The sequence below is a fragment of the Pseudomonas azerbaijanorientalis genome, from assembly GCF_019139795.1.
Taxonomy (GTDB): domain Bacteria; phylum Pseudomonadota; class Gammaproteobacteria; order Pseudomonadales; family Pseudomonadaceae; genus Aquipseudomonas; species Aquipseudomonas laurylsulfatiphila.
The window spans coordinates 3431842-3453579 of the sequence record NZ_CP077078.1 but is presented as its reverse complement, the minus strand read 5'-3'; the positions used below and the strand labels follow the sequence as shown (position 1 = coordinate 3453579).

The 21738-nt window shown below is 58.5% G+C and carries 25 protein-coding genes; 14 read left to right on the top strand and 11 right to left on the bottom strand.

The features are described from left to right. The 12 genes from KSS91_RS15390 (at window position 1) to KSS91_RS15335 (ending at window position 11446) form a co-directional block, all read left to right on the top strand. Window positions 1–864: a branched-chain amino acid ABC transporter permease gene (locus tag KSS91_RS15390; RefSeq protein WP_015095244.1), complete on the top strand. Its 864-nt coding sequence runs from the start codon at window positions 1–3 to the stop codon at window positions 862–864. After that, on the top strand, window positions 864–1892 hold the full coding sequence (locus KSS91_RS15385; protein ID WP_217835281.1) for a branched-chain amino acid ABC transporter permease: 1029 nt from the start codon (window positions 864–866) through the stop codon (window positions 1890–1892). Before KSS91_RS15390 ends, KSS91_RS15385 begins: the two co-directional genes overlap by 1 nt. 184 nt (window positions 1893–2076) lie before the next feature. Next, on the top strand, window positions 2077–3006 hold the full coding sequence (locus KSS91_RS15380) for a LysR family transcriptional regulator (RefSeq protein ID WP_217835280.1): 930 nt from the start codon (window positions 2077–2079) through the stop codon (window positions 3004–3006). A 240-nt stretch (window positions 3007–3246) separates the two neighbouring features. After that, entirely contained in the window at window positions 3247–3741 is a 495-nt protein-coding gene (locus KSS91_RS15375; protein WP_217835279.1) for a cupin domain-containing protein, read from the top strand. Between the two features lie 48 nt (window positions 3742–3789). Continuing rightward, complete coding sequence (locus KSS91_RS15370) at window positions 3790–4809, top strand: hydroquinone dioxygenase large subunit (protein WP_015095240.1); 1020 nt, start codon at window positions 3790–3792, stop codon at window positions 4807–4809. Between the two features lie 93 nt (window positions 4810–4902). After that, window positions 4903–6366 (top strand): aldehyde dehydrogenase family protein, encoded by a 1464-nt coding sequence (locus KSS91_RS15365; RefSeq protein WP_217835278.1) that lies wholly within the window; start codon window positions 4903–4905, stop codon window positions 6364–6366. 8 nt (window positions 6367–6374) lie between these two features. Further along, window positions 6375–7442, top strand: coding sequence for a maleylacetate reductase (locus tag KSS91_RS15360; protein WP_217835277.1), 1068 nt, complete (start codon window positions 6375–6377; stop codon window positions 7440–7442). 37 nt (window positions 7443–7479) lie between these two features. Continuing rightward, entirely contained in the window at window positions 7480–8352 is an 873-nt protein-coding gene (locus KSS91_RS15355) for a dioxygenase family protein (RefSeq protein WP_217835276.1), read from the top strand. Between the two features lie 3 nt (window positions 8353–8355). Beyond that, on the top strand, window positions 8356–8673 hold the full coding sequence (locus KSS91_RS15350) for a YciI family protein (protein ID WP_015095236.1): 318 nt from the start codon (window positions 8356–8358) through the stop codon (window positions 8671–8673). Beyond that, window positions 8670–9035 (top strand): Rieske (2Fe-2S) protein, encoded by a 366-nt coding sequence (locus tag KSS91_RS15345; protein ID WP_015095235.1) that lies wholly within the window; start codon window positions 8670–8672, stop codon window positions 9033–9035. The genes KSS91_RS15350 and KSS91_RS15345 overlap by 4 nt, the downstream gene beginning before the upstream one ends. Window positions 9036–9090: 55 nt before the next feature. Further along, window positions 9091–9546 (top strand): YMGG-like glycine zipper-containing protein, encoded by a 456-nt coding sequence (locus KSS91_RS15340; protein WP_015095234.1) that lies wholly within the window; start codon window positions 9091–9093, stop codon window positions 9544–9546. 283 nt (window positions 9547–9829) lie between these two features. Then, entirely contained in the window at window positions 9830–11446 is a 1617-nt protein-coding gene (locus KSS91_RS15335; protein WP_217835275.1) for a mechanosensitive ion channel family protein, read from the top strand. A gap of 83 nt (window positions 11447–11529) precedes the next feature. On the opposite strand, the gene KSS91_RS15330 is transcribed toward KSS91_RS15335, so the two are convergent. The 10 genes from KSS91_RS15330 to KSS91_RS15285 form a co-directional block, all read right to left on the bottom strand. Further along, entirely contained in the window at window positions 11530–12030 is a 501-nt protein-coding gene (locus KSS91_RS15330) for an outer membrane beta-barrel protein (protein WP_095966010.1), read from the bottom strand. 70 nt (window positions 12031–12100) lie between these two features. Then, window positions 12101–13696, bottom strand: a complete 1596-nt coding sequence (locus KSS91_RS15325) for an EAL domain-containing protein (RefSeq protein WP_217835274.1) — start codon at window positions 13694–13696, stop codon at window positions 12101–12103. Between the two features lie 240 nt (window positions 13697–13936). Continuing rightward, window positions 13937–14953, bottom strand: a complete 1017-nt coding sequence (locus tag KSS91_RS15320; RefSeq protein WP_015095229.1) for a helix-turn-helix domain-containing protein — start codon at window positions 14951–14953, stop codon at window positions 13937–13939. A 105-nt stretch (window positions 14954–15058) separates the two neighbouring features. After that, window positions 15059–15391 carry a hypothetical protein gene (locus KSS91_RS15315; protein WP_217835273.1) on the bottom strand — a complete coding sequence of 111 codons (333 nt, stop codon included), beginning with the start codon at window positions 15389–15391 and terminating at the stop codon, window positions 15059–15061. Between the two features lie 178 nt (window positions 15392–15569). After that, complete coding sequence (locus KSS91_RS15310; RefSeq protein ID WP_217838428.1) at window positions 15570–15860, bottom strand: hypothetical protein; 291 nt, start codon at window positions 15858–15860, stop codon at window positions 15570–15572. 180 nt (window positions 15861–16040) lie between these two features. Continuing rightward, a complete protein-coding gene (locus tag KSS91_RS15305; RefSeq protein WP_217835272.1) occupies window positions 16041–16523 on the bottom strand; it encodes a hypothetical protein in 483 nt (160 codons plus the stop codon). Next, window positions 16520–17341, bottom strand: coding sequence for a winged helix-turn-helix domain-containing protein (locus KSS91_RS15300; RefSeq protein WP_217835271.1), 822 nt, complete (start codon window positions 17339–17341; stop codon window positions 16520–16522). Before KSS91_RS15300 ends, KSS91_RS15305 begins: the two co-directional genes overlap by 4 nt. Window positions 17342–18104: 763 nt before the next feature. Next, complete coding sequence (locus KSS91_RS15295) at window positions 18105–18446, bottom strand: hypothetical protein (RefSeq protein ID WP_102674799.1); 342 nt, start codon at window positions 18444–18446, stop codon at window positions 18105–18107. 83 nt (window positions 18447–18529) lie between these two features. Then, window positions 18530–18991, bottom strand: a complete 462-nt coding sequence (locus tag KSS91_RS15290; RefSeq protein WP_095966019.1) for a hypothetical protein — start codon at window positions 18989–18991, stop codon at window positions 18530–18532. A 104-nt stretch (window positions 18992–19095) separates the two neighbouring features. Continuing rightward, on the bottom strand, window positions 19096–19776 hold the full coding sequence (locus KSS91_RS15285) for a DUF3313 domain-containing protein (RefSeq protein ID WP_217835270.1): 681 nt from the start codon (window positions 19774–19776) through the stop codon (window positions 19096–19098). 245 nt (window positions 19777–20021) lie between these two features. Between KSS91_RS15285 and KSS91_RS15280 the strand changes: the two genes are divergently transcribed. Together KSS91_RS15280 and KSS91_RS15275 are read left to right on the top strand one after the other, a co-directional pair. Further along, window positions 20022–20822, top strand: coding sequence for a transporter (locus tag KSS91_RS15280; protein ID WP_437179755.1), 801 nt, complete (start codon window positions 20022–20024; stop codon window positions 20820–20822). A 34-nt stretch (window positions 20823–20856) separates the two neighbouring features. Continuing rightward, window positions 20857–21249 (top strand): GFA family protein, encoded by a 393-nt coding sequence (locus KSS91_RS15275; protein WP_217835268.1) that lies wholly within the window; start codon window positions 20857–20859, stop codon window positions 21247–21249. A 118-nt stretch (window positions 21250–21367) separates the two neighbouring features. Here KSS91_RS15275 and KSS91_RS15270 read toward each other — a convergent pair whose 3' ends face one another. Beyond that, window positions 21368–21706 carry a hypothetical protein gene (locus KSS91_RS15270; RefSeq protein ID WP_217835267.1) on the bottom strand — a complete coding sequence of 113 codons (339 nt, stop codon included), beginning with the start codon at window positions 21704–21706 and terminating at the stop codon, window positions 21368–21370. Window positions 21707–21738: the final 32 nt, after the last annotated feature.

Genomic DNA, 21738 nt, shown 5'->3' with positions numbered 1-21738 from the left:
ATGGAATGGCTCAATACTTTGCTTCAAGGCGTGTTGCTCGGCGGCCTGTACGCGATGTTCGCGGTGGGGCTGTCGCTGATGTTCGGCATCATGCGACTGGTCAACATCGCCCATGGCGACTTCATCGTGCTGGCGTCGTACCTGGCGCTGCTGGTGGTCAATCACCTGGGGTTCAGCCCGTTGGCGAGCTTGCTGATCGTGGTGCCGCTGATGTTCTGTTTCGGCTATCTGCTGCAACGGCTGTTGCTCAACCGCACGCTGGGCACGGACATCCTGCCGCCGTTGCTGGTGACCTTCGGCCTGTCGATCATCGTGCAGAACGTGCTGCTGGAATTCTTCAGTGCCGACAGCCAAAAACTCGCTCAAGGCGACCTGGAGGTGGCCAGTGTCGGCATGGGCAGCCTGAACGTCGGCGTGATGCCGCTGATCGTGTTCTGCAGTGCGCTGCTGATCATTGGCGGCCTGCAATTGCTGTTCTACAAAACCTCGTTGGGCCGGGCGTTTCGTGCCACCTCTGATGACCAGCACACCGCACGGCTGATGGGCGTCAACAACGCGCACATTTTCGGCCTGGCCATGGCGCTGGCGATGGCCGTGGTATCGATTGCCGGCGTGTTCCTGGCGATCCGCACCAGTTTTGACCCTACGGTCGGGCCGGCGCGGCTGTTGTACGGCTTCGAAGCGGTGATCATCGGCGGCCTGGGCAGCCTGTGGGGCACGCTGGCCGGAGGGGTGATTCTCGGCGTTGCGCAAACCCTGGGGGCAAAAATCGATCCCGGTTGGCAAATCCTCGCCGGTCACCTTGTGTTTCTGCTGATCCTGGTCGTGCGCCCGCGTGGCCTGTTTCCCCGGAGTGTCGACTGATGAATGCCTTGAACAATCCCGTACCGGTTTATCGTGTACAACGCACGACCACCAGCAGCACCATCGGCCTGTCGTTGCTGGGCCTGTGCGTATTGATCTTGCTCAGTGCACCCTTGTGGGCCGATCGGGCGAGCCTGCGCCTGGTAGTGGAGTTCGCCTATTACCTGGCGTTGGCGCAAATGTGGAACCTGCTGGCGGGCTACGCCGGCATGGTTTCGGTAGGGCAGCAGGCCTTCGTCGGTCTGGGCGGCTATCTGCTGTTCATGCTGGCGAGCCAGTTCGGTGTGCCGCCCTTGGTCGCGGTGCTGCTTTCAGGCGTGTTGGTGGCGTTGCTGGCAATTCCCACGGCGCTGATCGTGTTTCGTCTGCGTGGCGCCTACTTCGCCATCGGCACCTGGGTGGTGGCGGAGGTCTTCCGTTTGGGCCTGGCGCAGATGAGCAGCCTGGGTGGCGGGTCGGGGCAAAGCCTGCCGGCAGCGATTGTGCGGCAGATCGGCAATGATCGGGACGGACGCGAAACGCTGATCTACTTCACCGCGCTGGCCATCGCCATTGCCGCCGTGGCCGTCGTGTATTTTCTGCTGCGCTCGCGTCAGGGGCTGGCCCTGGCGTCGATTCGTGATTCTGAACCGGCGTCCGGCAGCCTCGGCGTGGATACGTTCCGAACCAAGTTGATGGTTTACGTGCTGGCCGCCGGTTGCACCGGTGTGGTCGGGGCGCTGATCTTCCTGCAAAAGCTGCGTATTTCCCCGGACGCCGCGTTCAACCTGCAGGACTGGACAGCGGTGGTGATCTTCATCGTGATCATCGGCGGCATCGGTACCCTGGAAGGGCCATTGATCGGCACGCTGATTTACTTCGTATTGCGCGGCTGCCTGGCGCAGTACGGCGCGGTGTACATGATCATCCTCGGTGTGGTCGCGGTGGTGATGATGCTCAAGGCCCCGCAAGGGGTGTGGGGGCTGATCAGCGAGCGCCTGGGCTGGCAGGTGTTCCCGATGCAGCGACGATTGTCCGCCCGGCCATGACCTGTAGGAGCGAGCCCGCTCGCGATGGACGTTAACGATAACGCTGGGTACCTGACACCCCGCGGAGTTCTCAAGTCCATCGCGAGCAAGCTCGCTCCTACAGGCAGGTTTTCGCCCTGGAAGTGGAGCGACAGGCTAACCTCGCTGTTCATACAAGAACAAAAACATCCAGAGAACCTGCCCCATGGATCGTTTACTCAGTGTCGAAGCCTTTGTGCGGGTTGCCGAAACCGGCAACTTCGCCAAGGCGGCCCAGCAACTGGGCGTGACCCGTTCGGTGATCACCCACCGCATCCAGCAACTGGAACAGTTCATCAATGCGCCGCTGTTCCACCGCAGCACGCGCCATGTGCGGCTTTCCGAAGTGGGCGAGACCTACTACAAGGAATGCGCGGACATGGTAGCGGGCTTCAACTCGCTGACCGAACACATGCGCGAACTGCGGGCCAAGCCCACTGGCAAGCTACGGGTGCAGATGCTGCCGGGTTTTGCCATCGGTCACTTCGGCCGCATGCTGGCCGAGTTCACGCGGTTGTACCCGGACATCGAAGTGGACGTGATCGTCAACGACCGGGTGGTGGACCCCATCGAAGAAGGTTTCGACGTGGCGTTCCAGATGTTCCCGCCCATGGCCGAAACCCTGATCGAGCGCAAGCTGTTCAGCGTGCGTCGATTGTTCTGCATGTCGCCCGATTATGCCGACGAGTTCGGTGTACCGACCCACCCCCAGGAATTGTTGCAACACAAGATCGCCCTGTACGAAGGCTATCCGTCGCGCAACCGCTGGATCTTCACCCGCGACGACGAGCAAGTGGAGTTGAGCCTGCCGGGCCAGGTGCGCTCCAACTCCGTTCACTTGCTGCGCGATTACGCACAGACCGGTGTGTGCATTGTCTGCCTGCCAACCCTGGTGGCCAGCGACGACTTGCTCAGCGGCCGGCTGATTCCGGTATTGCCGGATTACGCACTGTCCTCGTTCAATTTTTCGGCGGTGTATCCCGCCACCCAGCGTCGGGCCTTGAAAGTGCGTACGTTGATCGACTTTCTGGTGGACAACTTCGGCGATGAGCCATGCTGGGACAAGCCCTTGCTGGAACGTGGCTGGGTCCGCTGAGCCTATACACGAACCCTGTGGGAGCGGGCTTGCTCGCGAAGGCGGTGTATCAGACGACATTTGTGTTGACTGAAACTCCGCCTTCGCGAGCAAGCCCGCTCCCACAAGAATTGCGATTGAGCGATGACGCCAATGTTCGCGTTTCGCAAACACTGTTGTCGCCGGTCCTCTAATTGTTCGCAGAGCGGGTGCGACGTACTGTTGGCTCACTGTTACTACAACAACAAAACGGTGAAAACCATGAGTAGCGCTGCAATCGAAACGGTCTTCGGCTCGCTGGACAACTACACCAAAGGGTCGGTTGAAATCATCAGCGGCCAGGCCAGCCACTACGCCTTTTCCAACATTTTCGAAGTGGCGGATAAATCCCTCCCTTATGAAAAAGTCGTGGTGGGTTTCAACCTCGGCTACGTCGTTGAATCCATCCGTGCCGAAGGCCAGTCGCCCTGGTACACCGCAGCACACGACGAATTCGCCATCGTCATGGACGGTGAGGTTCGCGTGGACTTCCTCAAGCTCGATGCGCCGATGAAAACCGGCGAGGGCACGCATCTGGCCGGTGACGTACCTGCCGGAAAACCGATGGGTTATGTGTTGCTCAAGCGCGGCCATCAGTGTCTGTTGCCGGTCGGCACCGCTTATCGCTTCGAAGCCAGCCGCCCGGGTGTGATCCTGCAGCAGACTATCAAAGGCCCGTTGTCGGTCGAGAAATGGGCCGACATCTGCTTCAAGTGATCTGCCACGCCCGACCGCCCACCCCACAACAACAAGAGGAAATCCGCCATGGCCATGCTTGAAGCCGCTGTTGACACCGCCCACCTTGCCGACGATGAAGTCCAGGCCAGTGCGCCCCATACCGTTACCGGCTACCGCTCGTTCAAACTCGGCGCCTTCGAACTGTCGCGAGACGAGTATTTCGCCCGCATCACCTGGCCGGCCAAGGGCCAGACCCGCTCGCACCTGATTCCGGTCGACGCCTTCCTGCGCGCCATGATGCGTGACGTGGCCTGGGGCTTTTTCTATGGCTGGGTCAACTTTGACCACGTCATCGGCACCCGCAACTACTACGGCAAGGTCGACCTGTACGCCGGCACCTTCAACGGCACGCTCAAGGCGGCCGGGGTCAATTACACCGAAAACTTCGAAACGCCGCTGATCATGGCCACCTTCAAGGCCATCCTGCGCGACTGGACCAATGCCACCTTCGACCCCTTTGCCGCCCCGGAAGAAACCGGCAGCGCATTCGGTCGCAAGAACGGCGACAACATCGAAGCCATCGAGCGCTCGCGCATCGCCACCAAACGCATGCCGGGCCTTAAGGATGACTCGCCGCTGCGTGACGACCTGCCGGTCAACCGCCAGTTCATCGATGTGCCGCAGGACGAACCGGAGGTCCACGCCGCCGAAGGCTTCGAAGGCGAACTGCATGCCTTCAACCTGTTCAAGTACCTGTCGCGCTCCGACGTGACCTGGAACCCGTCGGTGACCTCGGTGTGCAAGGCCAGCCTGTTCTGCCCGACCACCGAGGAGTTCATCCTGCCAGTGTTCCACGGCAACGACCGCATCGAGTGGTTCTTGCAGATGTCCGACGAAATCATCTGGGACGTCGGCGACAAGGACGACGGCAATCCCCGTGCGCGCATCACCATGCGTGCCGGCGACATCTGCGCCATGCCCGCGGACATCCGTCACCAAGGCTACTCGACCAAACGCTCGATGCTGATGGTCTGGGAAAACGCCACGCCAAACCTGCCGCAACGCTACGAAAGCGGTGAGCTCAAGCCGTATCCGATCGAGTTCTAGGACCTGGTGCCCGGCCCGGCTTCGCGCCGGGCAAAGCGTTCAGCAATCACTTCGTCAAACACTGCGCCAGCCGCGCGGTGCGAGGAAACCATTATGCAAAATCAGCTCTATATCGATGGCCGCTTCGTGGATGCCGTCGCTGGCGGCACCATCGACGTCGTGTCGCCCCATGACGGTTCGTTGATCACCCGCATCGCTGCTGCCGAAGCCGCTGACATCGATCTCGCCGTGGCCGCCGCCAAACGTGCGTTCCCGGCCTGGTCGGCGCTGGGCGCCGCCGAACGCGGACGCCTGTTGCTCAAACTGGCGGACAGGATCGAAGCGTGTAGTGAAGAACTGGCGCAGCTCGAATCTCTCAATACCGGGCACCCGATCCGCGATTCCCGTGGCCTCGACGTACCGCGCACAGCGGCGTGCTTCCGTTACTTCGGCGGTATGGCCGACAAGATCGAAGGTTCGGTGATTCCGGTCGAAGCGGGGTTCCTCAACTACGTGCAACGCAAGCCGATTGGCGTGGTGGGGCAGATCGTGCCGTGGAACTTTCCGCTGATGTTCACCAGCTGGAAAATGGGCCCGGCGTTGGCGGCGGGCAACACCATCGTGATCAAGCCTTCGGAAATCACTCCGTTGTCGACCCTGCGCATTGTCGAGCTGATGACCGAAGTCGGCTTCCCCAAAGGCGTGGTCAACGTGGTGCCGGGTTACGGCCATACCGCCGGGCAAGCGCTGGCCGAGCACCTCGATGTGGGCAAGATTGCCTTTACCGGTTCGACCGCCACCGGGCGTCGGATCGTCGAAGCCTCCAAAAGCAACCTCAAGCGCATCCAGCTGGAACTGGGCGGCAAGGGCGCGAACATCGTGTTCGAGGACGCCAACCTGGACGCGGCGGTCAACGGTGCGGCCTGGGCGATCTTTCACAACCAGGGCCAGGCCTGCATCGCCGGTTCGCGGCTGATTCTGCACAAAGACATCGCAGATCAATTCCTCGAGCGTTTCATTGCGTTGGCCAAGTCCATTCGCCTGGGCGATCCGCTGGACCCGGACACCGAAATGGGCCCGCTGACTTCGGCGCTGCATCGCGACCGGGTGATGGCGTACATCGATATTGCCATCGAGCAGGGTGGCAAGGTCCTGGCCGGCGGCAAGGCACCGGATGACCAGGCGTTGGCCAATGGGTTTTACATCGAGCCGACGGTGGTCGAGGCCAGGCCCGGTGACCGCGTTTGCCAGGAGGAAGTGTTCGGCCCGTTTGTGACCGTGGTGCGTTTCAGCACTGACGAAGAAGCCCTGGCGATTGCCAATAGCTCCGAATACGGGCTGGGCAGCGGCCTGTGGACGCAGAATTTGAGCCGCGCGCACAAGATGGCCGACGCGATTCACGCCGGCATGTGCTGGATCAACTGCTACAAACGGGTCAATCCGGGCAGTCCGTTTGGCGGTGTCGGTCAGTCCGGTTATGGCAGGGAAATGGGCTTCGAAGCGATCCACGACTACACCGAAGCCCGTTCGGTCTGGGTCAATGTCGACGCCAACATCCCGCCGTACTACAAGCGCTGAGGCCAGTCATGAATCCCTTTGTCTATCAAAGCCTGCCGACTCGTGTGGTGTTCGGCTGGGGCAAGCTCTCGGCGCTGGCCGAGGAAATCGAACGGCTGGGTGCGCGGCGTGCGTTGATCCTGACCACACCGGAACAGCACGGGCTCGGCGAAAAGGTCGCGGCGTTGCTCGGTGATCGTGCCGCCGGTGTCTATACAAAGGCCGTGATGCACGTTCCACTGGAAGTGGCGCAAGCGGCGCGCCTTGAGGCAGCGCGGCTGGATGCCGATTGCTGCGTGGCCATTGGCGGTGGCTCGACCATCGGCCTGGGCAAGGCGATCGCGATGGATTCCGGCCTGCCCATAGTGGCTGTGCCAACCACCTACGCCGGCTCCGAGATGACGCCGATCTACGGGCTGACCGAAAATCGCCTGAAAAAAACCGGACGGGATCTGCGGGTTTTGCCCAGGAGCGTGATCTACGACCCGCAATTGACCCTGACCCTGCCAGCGCACATTTCGGCCTGTTCGGGCATGAATGCCATGGCCCACGCGGTCGAGGCGCTGTACGCCCAGGATGCCAACCCGATCATCGGCTTCATGGCCGAAGAGTCGATTCGCTCGCTGGCGCAGGCCTTGCCGGGTGTGGTCAACCATCCCGATGACCCCGAGGCGCGCAGCCAGGCGCTGTACGGCGCGTGGTTGGCGGGCATTTGCCTGGGCTCGGTCGGCATGGCCTTGCACCACAAGCTCTGTCACACCTTGGGCGGGACATTCAATCTGCCCCACGCCCAGGCACACGCCATCGTCTTGCCCCACGCCGCGCATTACAACCGCGAAGCAGCGGCCGGGCCTTTGCAACGGGCTGCACGCGCGTTGGGTGGGAGTGAGGCGAGCGAGGTCGGTGCCTTGTTGTACGCACTGAATCAGAAACTGGGTATTGCACTGGCCCTGGCGGACATCGGCTTCCCGGCCAACGGCCCGGCCGAAGCCGCGCAGATCGCTTGCGCCAGCCCTTACTACAACCCGCGGCCGTTTGAACAAGGCCCGATTGAGGCGCTGCTCAACCGTGCTCTGACAGGTCAGGCCCCAGCCTGACCAGCCAGCCACCCTTATCCTCGTCGGAATAACAACAATGACCGATCAACACAAATCCATGGAATCACTGATCTCACGACAGGCAGTGAACAGCTTCAACGACGCGCCGAATGCGCGTTACAAACAGATCATGCAAAGCCTGGTGCGCCACCTGCATGGGTTTGTCAGCGAGGTCGAACTGACCGAACAGGAGTGGTTCGAAGGTATTGGCTTTCTGACCGATACCGGGCACAAATGTGACGGCCTGGTGCGCCAGGAATTCATTCTGCTGTCGGACACCCTTGGCGTTTCGATGCTGGTCGACGCGATCAACCATCGCCACAGCGCAACCGCCACTGAAACGACAGTGTTCGGACCGTTCTACATTGATGGCATGCCGGATCGCGAGTTCGGCGAAAACATGGCCTTCACACCAGGGGAGAAGGCGCTGGTACGCGGGCGCGTGGTCGACATTCATGGCAATGCCCTGGCCGGCGCGGTGCTGGACGTGTGGCAGACCGCCGAAAACGGCATGTATTCCGGGCAGGACACCGAACAGCCTTACGGCAACTTGCGCGGGCGCTATCGCACCGACGCGGATGGCTGCTTTGCGATTCGCACCATTGTCCCGGTGGCCTATCCGATACCGACCGATGGCCCGGTAGGGCGCATGCTCGATGCCGCCAACCGCCATGCGTGGCGGCCAGCTCACCTGCATTTCATGATTTATGTGCCGGGATATCGCAAATTGGTGACGCACCTGTTCAACCACGATGATCCGTATCTGCAATCCGATGCAGTGTTTGGGGTGAAACAGTCGTTGCAGGTGATTTACGAAGACTTGACCTGTCACGACGATGTGTCCGCCAGGCTGGGTATGGACGTGCCGTTCAAGCGTGCGTGTTATGAATTTGTCATGGAATCTGCGTGAATCATGGGTCAGTTCTTTGCAGTGTTTGCCACTGATCATTTGGACTGCCAGGCGCTGCGCCAGCGTCTGCGGCCCAGTCACCAGGCGCATTTGCGTGCGACAGGGGATCATCGGGTCGTCGTGCGCCTCGGCGGCCCGATCCTTGATGATGCCGGCGCGGCGATGACGGGGACGTTGCTGGTCATCGAGGCGGGCAGCCTGCCGGAGGTGGAAGCGTTCATGCGCGACGATCCCTATGTCCAGGCGGGGCTGTTCGCCAGCCTGCAGATTCGCCCCTGGCACTGGAGCCTGGGCAACCCGGAATTGCGCGGTTTTCCATGACCACCATTACCTTGTGCCGACTGGACGACATCGCCGACGGCGGGGCGTTGGGATTGCCACAGCACCAGCAACTGCATCCCGCAGGGCTGGTGGCGGTGCGCCAGGGCGCACAGGTGTGGGTTTACATCAACCGCTGCCCGCATTTCTCGGTGCCGCTGGACTTCAATCCGCAGCAGTTCTGCACCTGGCGTGGCAAGGTCCTGATGTGCGCCCATCACAGCGCGATGTTTCGTTACGACGACGGGCACTGCATCGACGGCCCGTGTAAAGGCGCACAACTGGAGGCCGTGCCGGTACGTTGGGTCGAAGACCAACTGGTCATGGAGATCGAGCCCACCGCCGGTCAGCAATCGGGTGGCTGATGGGGGCTGATCTAAACTCCTGTTGGGGGTGAGCCAGGTTCATCCGGAGGTCATCATGAAAAAATTGTCACCCATCAGCCTATGTCTCGCCTTGTCGGTTTTGAGCGCCCCGGGATGGGCGCAATCGGTGGTGCCGATGAAAGGGCAAAGTTCACAACAAACCCAGGCCGACATCAACGAATGCAACAGCATCGCCGCCAGCCAAAGCACCTCGACGGCTTCCACGCCTTCCGGCGGGCGGATCAAGGGGGCCGCTGTGGGGGCCGCCGCCGGCGCCGCTGGGGCCCAGGTGCGCGGCAATCAACGTGACGAGGTCTATGATCGTGTCGACGATGACACCAAACAGGACTATCGCCAGAACCGCGCCAAGGAGACGGCGGCAGCCGGTGCCGTGGTCGGTGCGTCACGTCAGCGCCAGGAACGCCGGGAGCAATCGAAAACCACCCAGGCGAACACCACGTCGGCTTACACCAGCTGTTTGCAGGGCAAGGGTTACCAGGTCAATCCTTGAATCAGGTACTGAACGGTGCCCCGCGGTGTTCTCCGGTTTATCGCGAGCAAGCTCGCTCCTACAGAGGGCATTGGCCGCTGGCGAAAATACAAACCCGGTAGGAGCGAGCTCGCTCGCGATGGTCGTCAACGATAACGCTGGCTGGCAGGTGCCCCGCGGTGTTCTCCGGTTTATCGCGAGCAAGCTCGCTCCTACAGAAGCACCCATCTGACAACCGTTCATCGGTGGACTACGCTGCGGTACGTACACTCGACCAGAAATTTGTGAAGTAGGGATCTGACAGATGCGGAGCAGGCTGCTCGTTGTATTGTTCACTGTTTTCGGGTTGTTCTGGTCGTTGCAGCTGTGGGCCGAGGATTCACCAAAGGTGGCTGATGCGCCTGCTGAACTGAAAGTGGCCAACCGCAGTGTCATGGTGTTTCGCGCGACCCTCCTCGGTGAAGCCCCGGCCTCGCGGGTCAAACGGGCGAAAGCGGTGATCGGGGAGGCGCTGGACGAGGCCGACGACCTGAAGGTTACCCTCGACCCGATCATGACAAACTACATGGTGCTGCTGGGTTCTCGCCGCGCTTTCATCGTTACGCCCAAGGATTTCGACGCCACCGAATTCGACTCGGTGCAGCAAGCCGCGGAAGCTGCGGCTGAAAAACTGCGTCAGGTGGTGGCCGAAACCCAGGAAGCTCGCAGCCTGCACTTGATACTCCGGTCGGTGGGTGCCGCGCTGCTCGCCACCGGAATCTATCTCGGCCTGCTCCTGGCCATGGTTTTTCTACGGCGCAAATTGCTGAAAAAACTGCCCGACCTGATGCATCGGCATACCCAGGCCCTGAAGGTCGGGCGGGTGCCGCTGATCGACGCCAACTTCCTCTATCCCTTGGTCAGCCGCGTGCTGGAAGTGCTGCGCTGGGTCATCGTGCTGCTGCTCACCTACGAGTGGCTGGGGTTTGTCCTGTCGCGTTTTCCCTATACCCGGCCCTGGGGTGAAAGCCTTAACAACTATCTGCTGGAAGTCGCCGACTATTTGCTTCAAGGGATTCTCGGGGCCATCCCCGGGCTCGGCGTGGCGCTGGCGATCTTCTTCATTGCGCGAGGGGTGACCGTCTTCTCTCGCCGGATACTGCAGCGCATGGCCACGCCCGGCACCTTCAACTGGCTGAACCACGAAACCCTGAAGCCCACCCAGCGCCTGACGTCGCTGGCGATCTGGCTGTTTGCCCTGGCCATGGCTTATCCCTACTTGCCGGGTGCCGGAACCGATGCGTTCAAAGGCCTGTCGGTGCTGGTCGGCCTGATGATCTCGCTGGGTGCTTCCAGTGTCGTTGGGCAGGCGGCGGCCGGGTTGATCCTGACGTACACCCGAACCCTGCGCCCCGGTGAATTCGTGCGCATTGGCGAGCACGAAGGGACGGTCACTGAACTGGGCATGTTCACCACCAGCATTCGTACCGGCCTGGGCGAAGTGCTGACCCTGCCCAATTCGATGATCACAGGCACCGTCACCAAGAACTACTCTCGGGTCGTACAAGGCCCCGGTTATGTGGTCGACACCGTGGTCACCATTGGCTATGACACCCCCTGGCGACAGGTCGAAGGGATGTTGCTGGAAGCCGCCAGACGCACGCCCGGCGTCCTCGAAACCCCACCGCCGCAGGTGTTCCAGACGGCGTTGTCGGATTTCTACCCCGAGTACCGGCTGGTGGCCCAGGCCATCCCCAGCCAGCCGAGGCCGCGAGCGGTGCTGCTGAGCATGCTGCACGCCAACATCCAGGATGTGTTCAACGAGTACGGTGTGCAGATCATGTCGCCGCACTACCTGGGTGATCCGCAACAGGAGAAATGGGTGCCCAGGGACAAGTGGTACATGGCGCCGGCGCAAGAGTCGAAGGATACGTTGAAGTAATGGCAGGGGACTGACAGGGCGAGGACGCGCATTGCGGCAAGTGCGATGAGCGACCGAGGAACGGTCGCTCATTTGTAGCGGTATTAAAAAAGCATATAGGCGGATGCAGTCGTCTGATTCAGGTCGATCTCTCCGACCTCCAGCACTTCGTATTCAGCGCGCACACCGATGTTGCGAAAGACATCGAATTCCACGCCGAGACCGTAGGTCAGGTCAACCCCGGTATCGTCGTCGGTGGCATTACCGTCGGCGTCCCAGGCGTGGGCACCGACACTGCCGAACAACCGCACCCGATCACCCAGCGGAAAGCCGACATGGGCGGCAGCCTGAGCCGACTTGCCGTCGAAATCGATGTTCTTGTCCTTGAATTGACCGAGATCGACGTAGGCACCTTCGAAGGCCAGGTAGCTGTTGACGCGATAGCCTGCATAAACTTTGTAGCTGGTGTCCTCGTCGTCCAGTCGGGATTCTTCGGTCTGGATGCTGCTTACGCCAGCTCCAAGATACAAACCTTTGTCATCAGCGAGCGCCTGGAAAGACAGCAGCGATAGCAGTGAAGCGAAGCCAAGGTTTCGAAGTAGCATGTGTAGTGGAGTCCTTGTACAGGTTTGTCAGGTGTTAGGGTTCGGCGAGCATTTGAGGGGCCATGAGGAGTTAATAGAAGTCATTGATTGATATTTTCGGGTCGTGAGGCGGGCTGTTTGCCGGGCATTGAAAGTAGCGTCTTGCCAACGCCTGGACAGGCAGCGCTTTGGAGAACAACCAGCCTTGTGCCAACAGAACGCCCTCTGAAACCAGATGCGGCAGTTGCTCCGCAGTCTCGACCCCTTCGGCCACGACCTTGAGTCTTAGCGACCTGGCCAACTGGGCAATGTGTCGCCACAGGGCATCCTCGGCTGCGATCTTGTCGCCGGCGATGAACGAGCGATCTATTTTCAGAATGTCGAAAGGCACTGAATCGAGGAGCGAGAGGTTGGAGTAGCCGATACCGAAGTCGTCCACGGCGATGCGATGACCGCACGCCCGAAGCCGTCGCAATTGCATGGCGGCAGGCTTCTGGTCGAGCATGGTTCTTTCGGTGATTTCAAAGGCCATGGCTGAGACAGGCATGTTGTAGGTTGCCAGCACGCTGGCCACATAGTCTGGGAAGTCCGGGTCCTGAATATCCTGGGCGGACAGATTGACCGTGATGTAGAAATCCTTGCACGCCCAAAGGTAAGTGCTGTAATCCTCCGCTACTTGTCGAATCACCGAACGCGTCAGTTTGCGGATCAGGTCAGACTTCTCCGCCACCGCAATGAACACGTCCGCAGGCACAGGGGTGCCGTTGTCGCTCCAGTGAGAAAGTGATTCGGCGCCAACCAGATAGCCTGTCGTCAAATTGACGATCGGCTGATAGTGAACACCCAGCGTGTTGGCTTTCAGGGCTTTGCGAAGTCGTACGGCAGTGGAGGTGTAATGCCGTTGGAAACACCTTGCGAGCAACAGCAGCGCTGCGAACAGGCACGCAAGGCCAATGAATAATTTGAATTTGAGACCTGTCAGGTAACTCGACGGAAGCGAAATGACCGAGATCAGTTCATTTCGGTTGCCTGCAAAGGCGATGAGGACCTTGTCTGCCGAGGCAACCAGTTCTTCAAGATGGAACGGTTTCAGCATCTGCAGGGGCTTGAGGCCTGTAGACGCAATGGGTACTGCGCCGCCGGGGCCGATGAGGTCCAGTTGCAGGTCCTCGGGAAACTTCAAGTTGTCGAGCAGGATCTTCTTGTTTGCCCAGACGTAGGTCGACTGTTCTGACACGATGATAAAGTCGGTGTCCGCAGAAACGGCGTGGCCGGAATCGACCCAATAGGTTCGCCTTCCAACGGAGAACTTGCGCTTCTCATTACCGGCCAGTATCGACGGCAGTTCTTGTCCATAGGAGGAGCAGATCTTGCCATTGGGCAACTGGATTGCCGCTTGATCAACAAATCGCAGGTCTTTGACCAGGTCGGCCAGTTGTGAATACTGCTCGACGGAGCATTCCTGACCTGAGCGATCAAGATCGCCGAGGGCTTCCAGTACCTTGTCGATCTGCGCATTGGGCTCCACTTGAGCCGCACGCAGATCGGCATAAACGTTATTCAACTTCCGTGCAACGACTGACTCCGCCAGACCTGCGGCGCAGAACCATGCGACCCAGCCCGCTGCAGCAATCAGACATACAGTGATTGCGTGCCTTGCAGATAACGCTTTATATACGGCAATCATCGAAAACCCCGAGGTATCATTATTTCACTGTGCACCTTGCAGTCGCGAGTTAAACCTCTTCAGTACCAGTCAATGACCCAGGCCAATAAGATGCCGCTGACATAGGCGGTCATGCACAGCATGATTTTTTGCTTGAGTGGCAGCGTGTTTATTCGATGAAGCATGCTTATCTCCTTGAGTGGGAAAACAAGCAATTGTCGGCATCCGTGGCTAATCAACGGAAATTATTAATCCTCATTTTCAGGGGGTTGATGGAAACGCGCCAACGACCTGGTTGTATAGGGATGAGGTGGTATTCCTGGGCCTGGCTGAGTTGCGCCTGGCCGTTTCTGACGGGGTCTCTCCGTAAGCAGTCTGATAGGCCTTGGAAAAGCGGCCCAGATGATGAAAGTTCCAGAACATGGCGGTTTCCGTCACGGTGGGCCATGTTTTATTGATCAGGTCGCGGCGGGCACTGGCGAGTCTCAAGTTTCTGATGTAGGCGATTGGCGACATCCCGAATGTCTCGATGAAGCCAAAATGCAGGGTGCGGGTTGTAGTCTCAAGTTGCCTTACAAGCGACTTGATGGTGAGCGTTTTTTTGACATTGTCATGAATGTACTCGATGGCTTCTATCGCCACCTTCCGTCTGGTGGGGACTTTACGTTTAAAGCCGCCAGCGGGGGTCAATGATTGCAATACAGACGCAAGTACCGCAGTTTCAATCGTTGAGCGATCTGCTTGAGCGTACTGTGGGGAAGCCGCGTCATTGATGTCGACACAGCAGGCGCTGATGGCTTGAATGGCAGACTGTATGAATTGAAAGTTATCAACCTGGTAGCTGTGTTTTGTTCTGTTCGCAAGTATGTCTTTGACAGGGTGAAGTTGGCGGCACCGGTCATAGTGCTCCAGTGTTGTGGTGATGGTGAACAGTGTTTCATTCGGTTCGCAGGTGTAATGCACCGATTCGTCGCTGTGCAGTACGATAATTTCGTCAGGCCGTAGTTTGTGATTGTTCACGACGGGGCGGCCAATCGGGGCCTGCGAGATGGCGAATGTGACGAATCCGGCGGGAACGGAACTGACCAGGGTGATGGATGAGTCGAACTCAAGGCGACTGCACTGCAGTTCAGGGCTGTGAAAGAGCTTGTGTTGCCGGATGCGCGCCTCATGCTCGGTCGGGATAAGGCTCATTTCCCAGTTGCCTATGGTTCTGTTCAGTTGACTTGGCAACGCAGTAGACAAATGAAAGATTTCATCGGGAGGTGCGATACTCATGAAATTGAAAGCTCACCTGTTGAATGATTAGGGTCAGGCAATGACTGTCCGTGCAGCGATGACGGTCACATGCCGGATGAAGGTACAGCCGCGTCGGGAGGGGTGTCAGAGCCCGCGGATTATTTCCAGCTCCGCTGAAAACGCGTAATTGCTGTGCGATGGTGAGTCGTCCAGCTGCTGTACGTTGCGCGGGTCAACCATCGGACTGAATATTTTCGACTGGGGTTTCATCGGGTCAATGGCTGCCGCTGTAAAGGAATAAAAGTCGTCAATACGGTAACCCGTTTTTACCTGATAGCCAGTTTTCACAGAATCCGGAGCCTTCTTGTTGGTTTCGACACTTGTCAATTTTGCGCTGTAGATGCCCTTGTCGTCGGCCATGGCCTTGAGCGAAAGCAATAAACCAAACGACACGGTGACGAAGTTTTTCAGTAGCATCGAGGCGACTCCCTTATTTACAGTTCATTCAGGCAGAACCTGGTGTCAGCTGTATCTCTGCCACGACGTGGTCTGCAAATAATCTCACCCCGACTGCGCCTTCCAAAGTCAATAACTCATATTTACCAGGTCGTCAGAAGAGGCCGATCGCCGCTTGCGACGGCAAATGCCGCGCTGTTCAAAGTAATATGAGCGAGGTGGCGTAACTCATCCCGGTATCACTTTGTGGCGGAGTAGGGAGGGCTGAATCACTGTCCTGCTCGTCCGCATGATACTCATTCTCACTATGAATTTTCAGATGCGATAGTTTCTGAGTGTCATCCGGGTTTGTTTGAATTTCATAATATTCAATGGTCGTGCTTTCAACGGAGTGTTCGTCGCTCGCCAACGAACAAAAGGGCAGGGCAGACAGAAATAGAACCGCCAGGCATCCGAAGGTCGTCGATTTATTGCTTCGCAGGAAATGCATTGTTTTCACTTGATTCCCCTGTGTAGGGCATTGTCCCGGACGAGAATCAAGCAGGCTCGATTCCAGAGATTATTGGCGGGGGATTTTTTTCCGGGACGCCATCTGATTCAAGTCAATAACTGTTATTTTTATTGGGGGGGATCTTTGATATGAGCCTGTGCCAGGCGAGTGCTGAGTCAATTAATGATTCATGCAGCGCAAACGGCCAAGATCATGTATGTAAAAGCATACGGCGTTTTTATTCTGCGTGGGAATCAATTCGTAGTTCAGAATGGCGCCTTCTTGCAAGACGTATTGGCGTCTAAAGAACAGGTCAGGGGTCTTTTCAATGGCAAAGAGTTCATTGTCCTGGCTGAGCTTGACGTTACTGATTTTGATCTGTACCTGCGTTTTGCTTTCTTTGATTATATTTGCCGAGATGGTTGCATTGCGGATTTTCCCATTCAGGCTTTCCAGCGTTGTCCCAGTGAGTCGACCATGCCCGATAGTGAGATACTCTTCGGTGTTGAGTTGATTGAGATCTTCCAGCCATTGCCGGGCCTTTGTTTGATAGCTGGTATTTTCCATGTAGTGCGAAGGAGAATAAAAAATGGAAAAAATACAGAGTGCATTGATCAAGGCGATAACCGGCCAGTGAGCCGCTTGCGGAATCTCAAACTTCATAAGGTAACTTCCAAGCATTGACGAATCATCATGGCGAGGTCTTTTTCGGCGCTGTTTAATTGTAGATTTGCAGTGCTTAGATCCGGGCGAATGCACGAAACGGAATAGTTGGTTTTATACAGGTTGATCCAGACTTGCCCCTTCAGGTTGGGGGGAAGCTGTTCTGATTGTTTGGCCGATAGCTCCAACAACGCTTGTGCCTCGGCAAGATCATTGCCTACGGCGTGGATGATCAGTCCATTCTTGTCGACGCTGGATATTTCAATTTTTGGCGCTTCGAAGTCGAACTGAAAGACCGTCAAGGCAACGACTGCCAGGGTAACGATATAAGCGATCAGTTGGGCCTTGGTAATGCGGGTGGATTTTTCGGTTTTACTCGAGGGCGCCAGCGACTCATCGCCATCCGGCGGCGGTCGTTGTCCAGGCGTGGCAGCCGGTGGCTGCACAGCTTCTTCTGAGGGAACCGGTACGTCGGCTGCTGCTTCGACGATAAAGTGCCGGTTGAAGCAATATCCCCGGCGAGGAACAGTCATCAGGATCTCGTGATCGCGACTGTCATTCAAAATGTTTCGTAGTGAGAAAACGGTTTGATTCAAACTGCCGGAAGCAACTACGCGGTCATTCCAGGTGTAGTCGATGATTTCATCGCGGCTTTTAGTGACACCTGGCTCCATCAGCAGCAGGTCCAATAGACGCGATTCGGCTCTGCCTAGCGTGGAATTCTGTACATCTCCATGGGGTGTTGTAAGGGAGAGCATGGCGCTGTCCGGGTCGAATATCGCCACGGCGCCATTTTTCAACTTGAAGGTGTAGCTCATAGAAATTTTCCGATCAGGCGGTACTGGCCTGAGTATAGGGGCCGGATTTGGCTCGGTACATTCTGGACTGGGAGGTGAACGAAGATGGGGACCGTGCGCAAGTCGCGCTGTGTGTCGCCTTTACACTGCGGGACCGGCTCGTTTCAGGAGCGTGCAGTGCGGTAAACAGCCCTGCCTGTCAGAGGCATCAGTTGAATCAGACAAAGGAAAAGCATTGCTGGATGACCCACGGTTTTTGATTTTGACAGCATGAATAATGCTTTGAATGGATGTTCTGCGCTATCCGAAAACTGCAAGCTCGGGCGGGTGGGTTTGCGCGGCGACTGGGTCTGAGCGGATTGCCTGCGCAGTCCAGACAAGGTTTTAGTCGCTCCCGAACGGGGCGAGAGTGTTCACAATACAAGTCAATGATTGTTGTTTGTGCGCCCGTTCAACGGCAGATTATTTTTGATTCCAATTAGCTTTGAACCGGGCTCGTTAGCGCTTTTAATGGATCTCGAGGAGCGTTGACACTCATCGCGTTCATGCGCGGCGTAAACGATCCTCACCTCTCGTTCAACGGCTTTTGCCCCGCGCCCTTCATGGAGGACGCGGGGTTTTTTTTGGTTTCGGGAAAATGTAGGAGCTGGCCTGCCAGCGATGGTCGTCAACGATAACGCGTGTGACCTGGATGAACGCGGCGCACTGGAGTCCATCGCCAGCAGGCTGGCTCCTACAGGTTCCCGGGATGCGTGAAGAACCTTTTTTGCGGAGGGTATCGGCGTTACAGGCATTCCTGCGCGGCACGCTCGATGCTCGATGGCCTGAAGGTCGAGGCCAGCAATTGGCGCTCGTACAGATACACCTTGCCTCCATCCTGTGCCCTGTGGGTTTCCAGCACGGTGTCTACGGCAATTTTGCTCGAAACGACAACCCGGTAACTGCGTTCGCTGCCAGATACAACCGGGCTCATCGCGTTGTCCTTCAACTTAGGTACAAGGCAGTCGACATACTGCTCGGGCGATTTGTCCGTTTGCAACGATGAAGTCGGGCTGTTAGGGGAGGCGGCGCAACCGGCCAGGAGCCAGGAAGCGAGGATCACGACTGGAACACCTGCTAGGCGCATCGGTGAAGCCCTCAAATTCGAATCGGTTCGTTGAGTCATGGTGAAGAAGGTCGGCCAATGTTTCTGATCATTGTCGCCGCCGATCAAGGCAAGACATCGTAGCCACGCTGCTGCAGGCAGCTGCTATAGACGGAGTTGTTGGCGGTGACGCTTTGATCGCTCGCCGCATCATTCTGCCGGCGCGCCTGGCGTTGCCTGGAAGCCCCCACCACGGCACCGGCCGCCGCGGCACTGCGCGCGTGGTTCTGGCGATAGTCTTGCCGGGTGTCGTCGTCGATCTGGTCATAGACGTTTTCATGTTGGCGGCCCCGGACCTCGGCCGCGGTCGCCCCGGCTACGGCGGCGGTTGCGGCGCCCTTTACCCGACCACCGGTCGGCACGGTGCTTTGTACCGGATGTTGTGCGTTGGCCTGGGATTGGCAGGCACTGGTGTCCTGTTGGATGGCCTGGGAAGTCTGACCTTTGAGGGGGATCACCGTCACTGCCAGGGCGCTGGTGCTCGGCAACAGCATGAGCACCGCCAGGGTATGGGCCAGTATTTTCATGATGGGGTCTCACGTCAGGCGTCGGCACGGCTGACGGTTTTGTTAGAGAACAAGCGCGGTTCAAACCCCATGCCAGCCTGCGTGCGATGGGGCTTATCCGGGCATCAGTGCTTGAGGAGCAGGGCCTGCATATCGTCTGTCATGCTTTTGAGCGCGACTTTGAAGTCACTGGCAAGCACCGGCTGTTGGGCATTGTCGAGTGTCGCGCCAAACACCTTGCGAACGATCTTCGCGACCGGCATACCGGTCTTGGCATCGATCAGGTTGGCTTCGATGTACATCTCGGCAGTCTGATCCCGATGCCCGGTGGCTGCTTGTGTTGCCCCGACGATGGCGCCGATCGGAACGGCCTCATACCAGTGCATGCCTTCGTTGTTGGCGCTTACATGAGTGATCGCCGCTTGCAGGATCAGCGATCGCGAATTGGTCGGTGCCAGTTGTGGATAAGGGACGATCGCATAGCGGCGGGCAAAGGCTTGCTTGACGCTGTTGCTGGCCATCAATTGCAGGTCCTGCAGGGTCTTCAGGCTGACGCGCGCGGTTGGTTTCGGCGCTGGATACAGTTCCATCTGCCTGAACACCAAAGTGGAGTACGCGCGAGGATCGAACCCCGGCGATACCCAGCGCAGGACCTTCTGTTCACTCGGCGTGGTTTGCTCCTCCAGGCCCTGGTAATTGCCCAGGAAGCCCGAGTATTGCTCCTGTTGCGCCACTTTCGAGACACAGCCGACCTGAAATACACAGCTCAAAGCAATACCCGCAATCCATTTATTCGACATGCCCATGTGTTCGGTTCTCACGTGATGAAAGTTGTCATTCGGGTACAGGTGTTTGCACGCCGGTCAATGCGGGCCGAATGCTGCCTGCAGAAACGGGATAATCCGAATCAATAACTCTCAAAAACCCTTAAACACACGGCCAGCGGGTGGCAGGACCGGGTTGCACATCGATCACAGTTGCCTACGCTAACCCTGTGCGACCCGGCTCTGACCTCTACAGGTGAGTGAGAATGGATGTGAAAGTACGGTGGATGGGTACCGCGTCGACATTCGTCATGATGTTGGGCGTTGTCCCGGTGACTCAGGCCGAGGACTCTGCGGAACTGGCGAAGAAAGCCCTCAACCCGGTCGCAGCGATGTACAGCCTGCCGGTGCAGTACAACTGGGACCAGAAAATGGGGCCGACCGGGGAGGGCATGCACAGCGTGACCAATATCCAGCCGGTGCTGCCGTTTGCCCTGAACGAGGACTGGAATCTCATTTCTCGCACCATTTTGCCGATCATCGATCAGCACGGCCTGGCCCCCGATGGCGCGGCGGACAAATCCGGCACCGGCGATATCACCCAGAGTTTTTTCTTCTCGCCAACCAAGCCGACGGCAAGTGGCTGGATACTCGGTGCCGGCCCGGCGTTGCTGATACCGACCGGCAGTGACGAGTTGCTCGGCAGCGAGCAATGGGGCCTGGGCCCGACGGGGGTGGCGTTGAAACAGTCCAATGGCTGGACCCGCGGCATTCTGGCCAACCATATCTGGGGCCTGGACGACAGCCCGCCGGACGATAAGGAAAAGGTCAACCAGACCTTCCTGCAACCCTTCCTCTCGTACACCACCCATACGCTCACGACCTACGGGGTCAACACCGAGTCAACCTACAACTGGCAATCGCGGGAATGGTCGGTCCCGGTCAACCTCACGGTCACCCAATTGTTGAAGATCGGCGGTCAACCGCTGACGGTGCAGGCCGGCCCGCGCTACTGGCTCGACAGCCCGGAGGACGGGCCGCAAGGCTGGGGCTTTCGCGCCGCGGTGACGCTTCTGTTTCCACGCTGATACGCCGTATCGGACGGCCTGGAGGAGATACCCCATGGACCGATTCACCGGCGGTTGCTTGTGCGGCAAGGTGCGCCTTGTCGCATCGGGGCGTCCGTTTCGGGTTGGCGTTTGTCACTGCCTCGACTGCCGCAAGCATCATGGGGCGCTGTTTCACGCGTCTGCGATATTTCATCAGGATGCCGTGACGATCGAAGGCGAAACACGTGACTACGCCGGGCGGTATTTCTGTCCGCACTGCGGTTCGTCCGTGTTTGCACGCAGCGCAGACGAAATCGAAGTGAACCTCGGGTCGCTGGATGCCCCGGACCAACTGACGCCGACCTACGAGAGCTGGGTCGTGCGGCGTGAGGCCTGGCTGCCGGCGTTTGCGCTCACACGACGCTACGAGCGCGATCGGGATTCCACGGGGCGTTTCGAGGACTAGCGGGCACGCATTGCGGTACGCCAGGTCTTGAGGCTCCGGGTGTCCGGCTCAACGCTCAGTTAGTTTTCAGCACCGCACCGCACCGCACAGAACGATAGATGCAGCGAATCTCTCGCCGCTACTCAAGCAGCTGATCGATCAACACCGCGTTGGTATAAACCAGGCTGCCATCGCTCGCACGATGCCCGACCAGATGAAACTGACCGCGTTCGTGGTGCAGATAGACGCGCATCTGACAGTCGGACAAGGGCGCGTATCCCTCGGGCATGATCAAATCCATCGATTCCATATCGACATCGACCATGGCTTCACGCTCGTGGGTCTTCTGCAGACGCTCTTCGGCCTCTTCCAGACGCAGATGGAGAGGTCCGTCGACGTAGAAATGGACTTCCCCAATCGGGGTGGACTTTTGGTCGCTGCTGGTTTTGCACCAGCCTTCGATCGTCAGGGCACTCATGACGAAACCTCCCATGTGGATTGCTGGACCCT

Bases quoted from the DNA above. Each gene is read 5' to 3' on its own strand.
- KSS91_RS15390 (WP_015095244.1), top strand. From the start codon at position 1: ATGGAATGGCTCAATACTTTGCTTCAAGGCGTGTTGCTCGGCGGCCTG.
- KSS91_RS15385 (WP_217835281.1), top strand. From the start codon at position 864: ATGAATGCCTTGAACAATCCCGTACCGGTTTATCGTGTACAACGCACG.
- KSS91_RS15380 (WP_217835280.1), top strand. From the start codon at position 2,077: ATGGATCGTTTACTCAGTGTCGAAGCCTTTGTGCGGGTTGCCGAAACC.
- KSS91_RS15375 (WP_217835279.1), top strand. From the start codon at position 3,247: ATGAGTAGCGCTGCAATCGAAACGGTCTTCGGCTCGCTGGACAACTAC.
- KSS91_RS15370 (WP_015095240.1), top strand. From the start codon at position 3,790: ATGGCCATGCTTGAAGCCGCTGTTGACACCGCCCACCTTGCCGACGAT.
- KSS91_RS15365 (WP_217835278.1), top strand. From the start codon at position 4,903: ATGCAAAATCAGCTCTATATCGATGGCCGCTTCGTGGATGCCGTCGCT.
- KSS91_RS15360 (WP_217835277.1), top strand. From the start codon at position 6,375: ATGAATCCCTTTGTCTATCAAAGCCTGCCGACTCGTGTGGTGTTCGGC.
- KSS91_RS15355 (WP_217835276.1), top strand. From the start codon at position 7,480: ATGACCGATCAACACAAATCCATGGAATCACTGATCTCACGACAGGCA.
- KSS91_RS15350 (WP_015095236.1), top strand. From the start codon at position 8,356: ATGGGTCAGTTCTTTGCAGTGTTTGCCACTGATCATTTGGACTGCCAG.
- KSS91_RS15345 (WP_015095235.1), top strand. From the start codon at position 8,670: ATGACCACCATTACCTTGTGCCGACTGGACGACATCGCCGACGGCGGG.
- KSS91_RS15340 (WP_015095234.1), top strand. From the start codon at position 9,091: ATGAAAAAATTGTCACCCATCAGCCTATGTCTCGCCTTGTCGGTTTTG.
- KSS91_RS15335 (WP_217835275.1), top strand. From the start codon at position 9,830: ATGCGGAGCAGGCTGCTCGTTGTATTGTTCACTGTTTTCGGGTTGTTC.
- KSS91_RS15330 (WP_095966010.1), bottom strand. From the start codon at position 12,030: ATGCTACTTCGAAACCTTGGCTTCGCTTCACTGCTATCGCTGCTGTCT.
- KSS91_RS15325 (WP_217835274.1), bottom strand. From the start codon at position 13,696: ATGATTGCCGTATATAAAGCGTTATCTGCAAGGCACGCAATCACTGTA.
- KSS91_RS15320 (WP_015095229.1), bottom strand. From the start codon at position 14,953: ATGAGTATCGCACCTCCCGATGAAATCTTTCATTTGTCTACTGCGTTG.
- KSS91_RS15315 (WP_217835273.1), bottom strand. From the start codon at position 15,391: ATGCTACTGAAAAACTTCGTCACCGTGTCGTTTGGTTTATTGCTTTCG.
- KSS91_RS15310 (WP_217838428.1), bottom strand. From the start codon at position 15,860: ATGCATTTCCTGCGAAGCAATAAATCGACGACCTTCGGATGCCTGGCG.
- KSS91_RS15305 (WP_217835272.1), bottom strand. From the start codon at position 16,523: ATGAAGTTTGAGATTCCGCAAGCGGCTCACTGGCCGGTTATCGCCTTG.
- KSS91_RS15300 (WP_217835271.1), bottom strand. From the start codon at position 17,341: ATGAGCTACACCTTCAAGTTGAAAAATGGCGCCGTGGCGATATTCGAC.
- KSS91_RS15295 (WP_102674799.1), bottom strand. From the start codon at position 18,446: ATGCGCCTAGCAGGTGTTCCAGTCGTGATCCTCGCTTCCTGGCTCCTG.
- KSS91_RS15290 (WP_095966019.1), bottom strand. From the start codon at position 18,991: ATGAAAATACTGGCCCATACCCTGGCGGTGCTCATGCTGTTGCCGAGC.
- KSS91_RS15285 (WP_217835270.1), bottom strand. From the start codon at position 19,776: ATGGGCATGTCGAATAAATGGATTGCGGGTATTGCTTTGAGCTGTGTA.
- KSS91_RS15280 (WP_437179755.1), top strand. From the start codon at position 20,022: ATGGGTACCGCGTCGACATTCGTCATGATGTTGGGCGTTGTCCCGGTG.
- KSS91_RS15275 (WP_217835268.1), top strand. From the start codon at position 20,857: ATGGACCGATTCACCGGCGGTTGCTTGTGCGGCAAGGTGCGCCTTGTC.
- KSS91_RS15270 (WP_217835267.1), bottom strand. From the start codon at position 21,706: ATGAGTGCCCTGACGATCGAAGGCTGGTGCAAAACCAGCAGCGACCAA.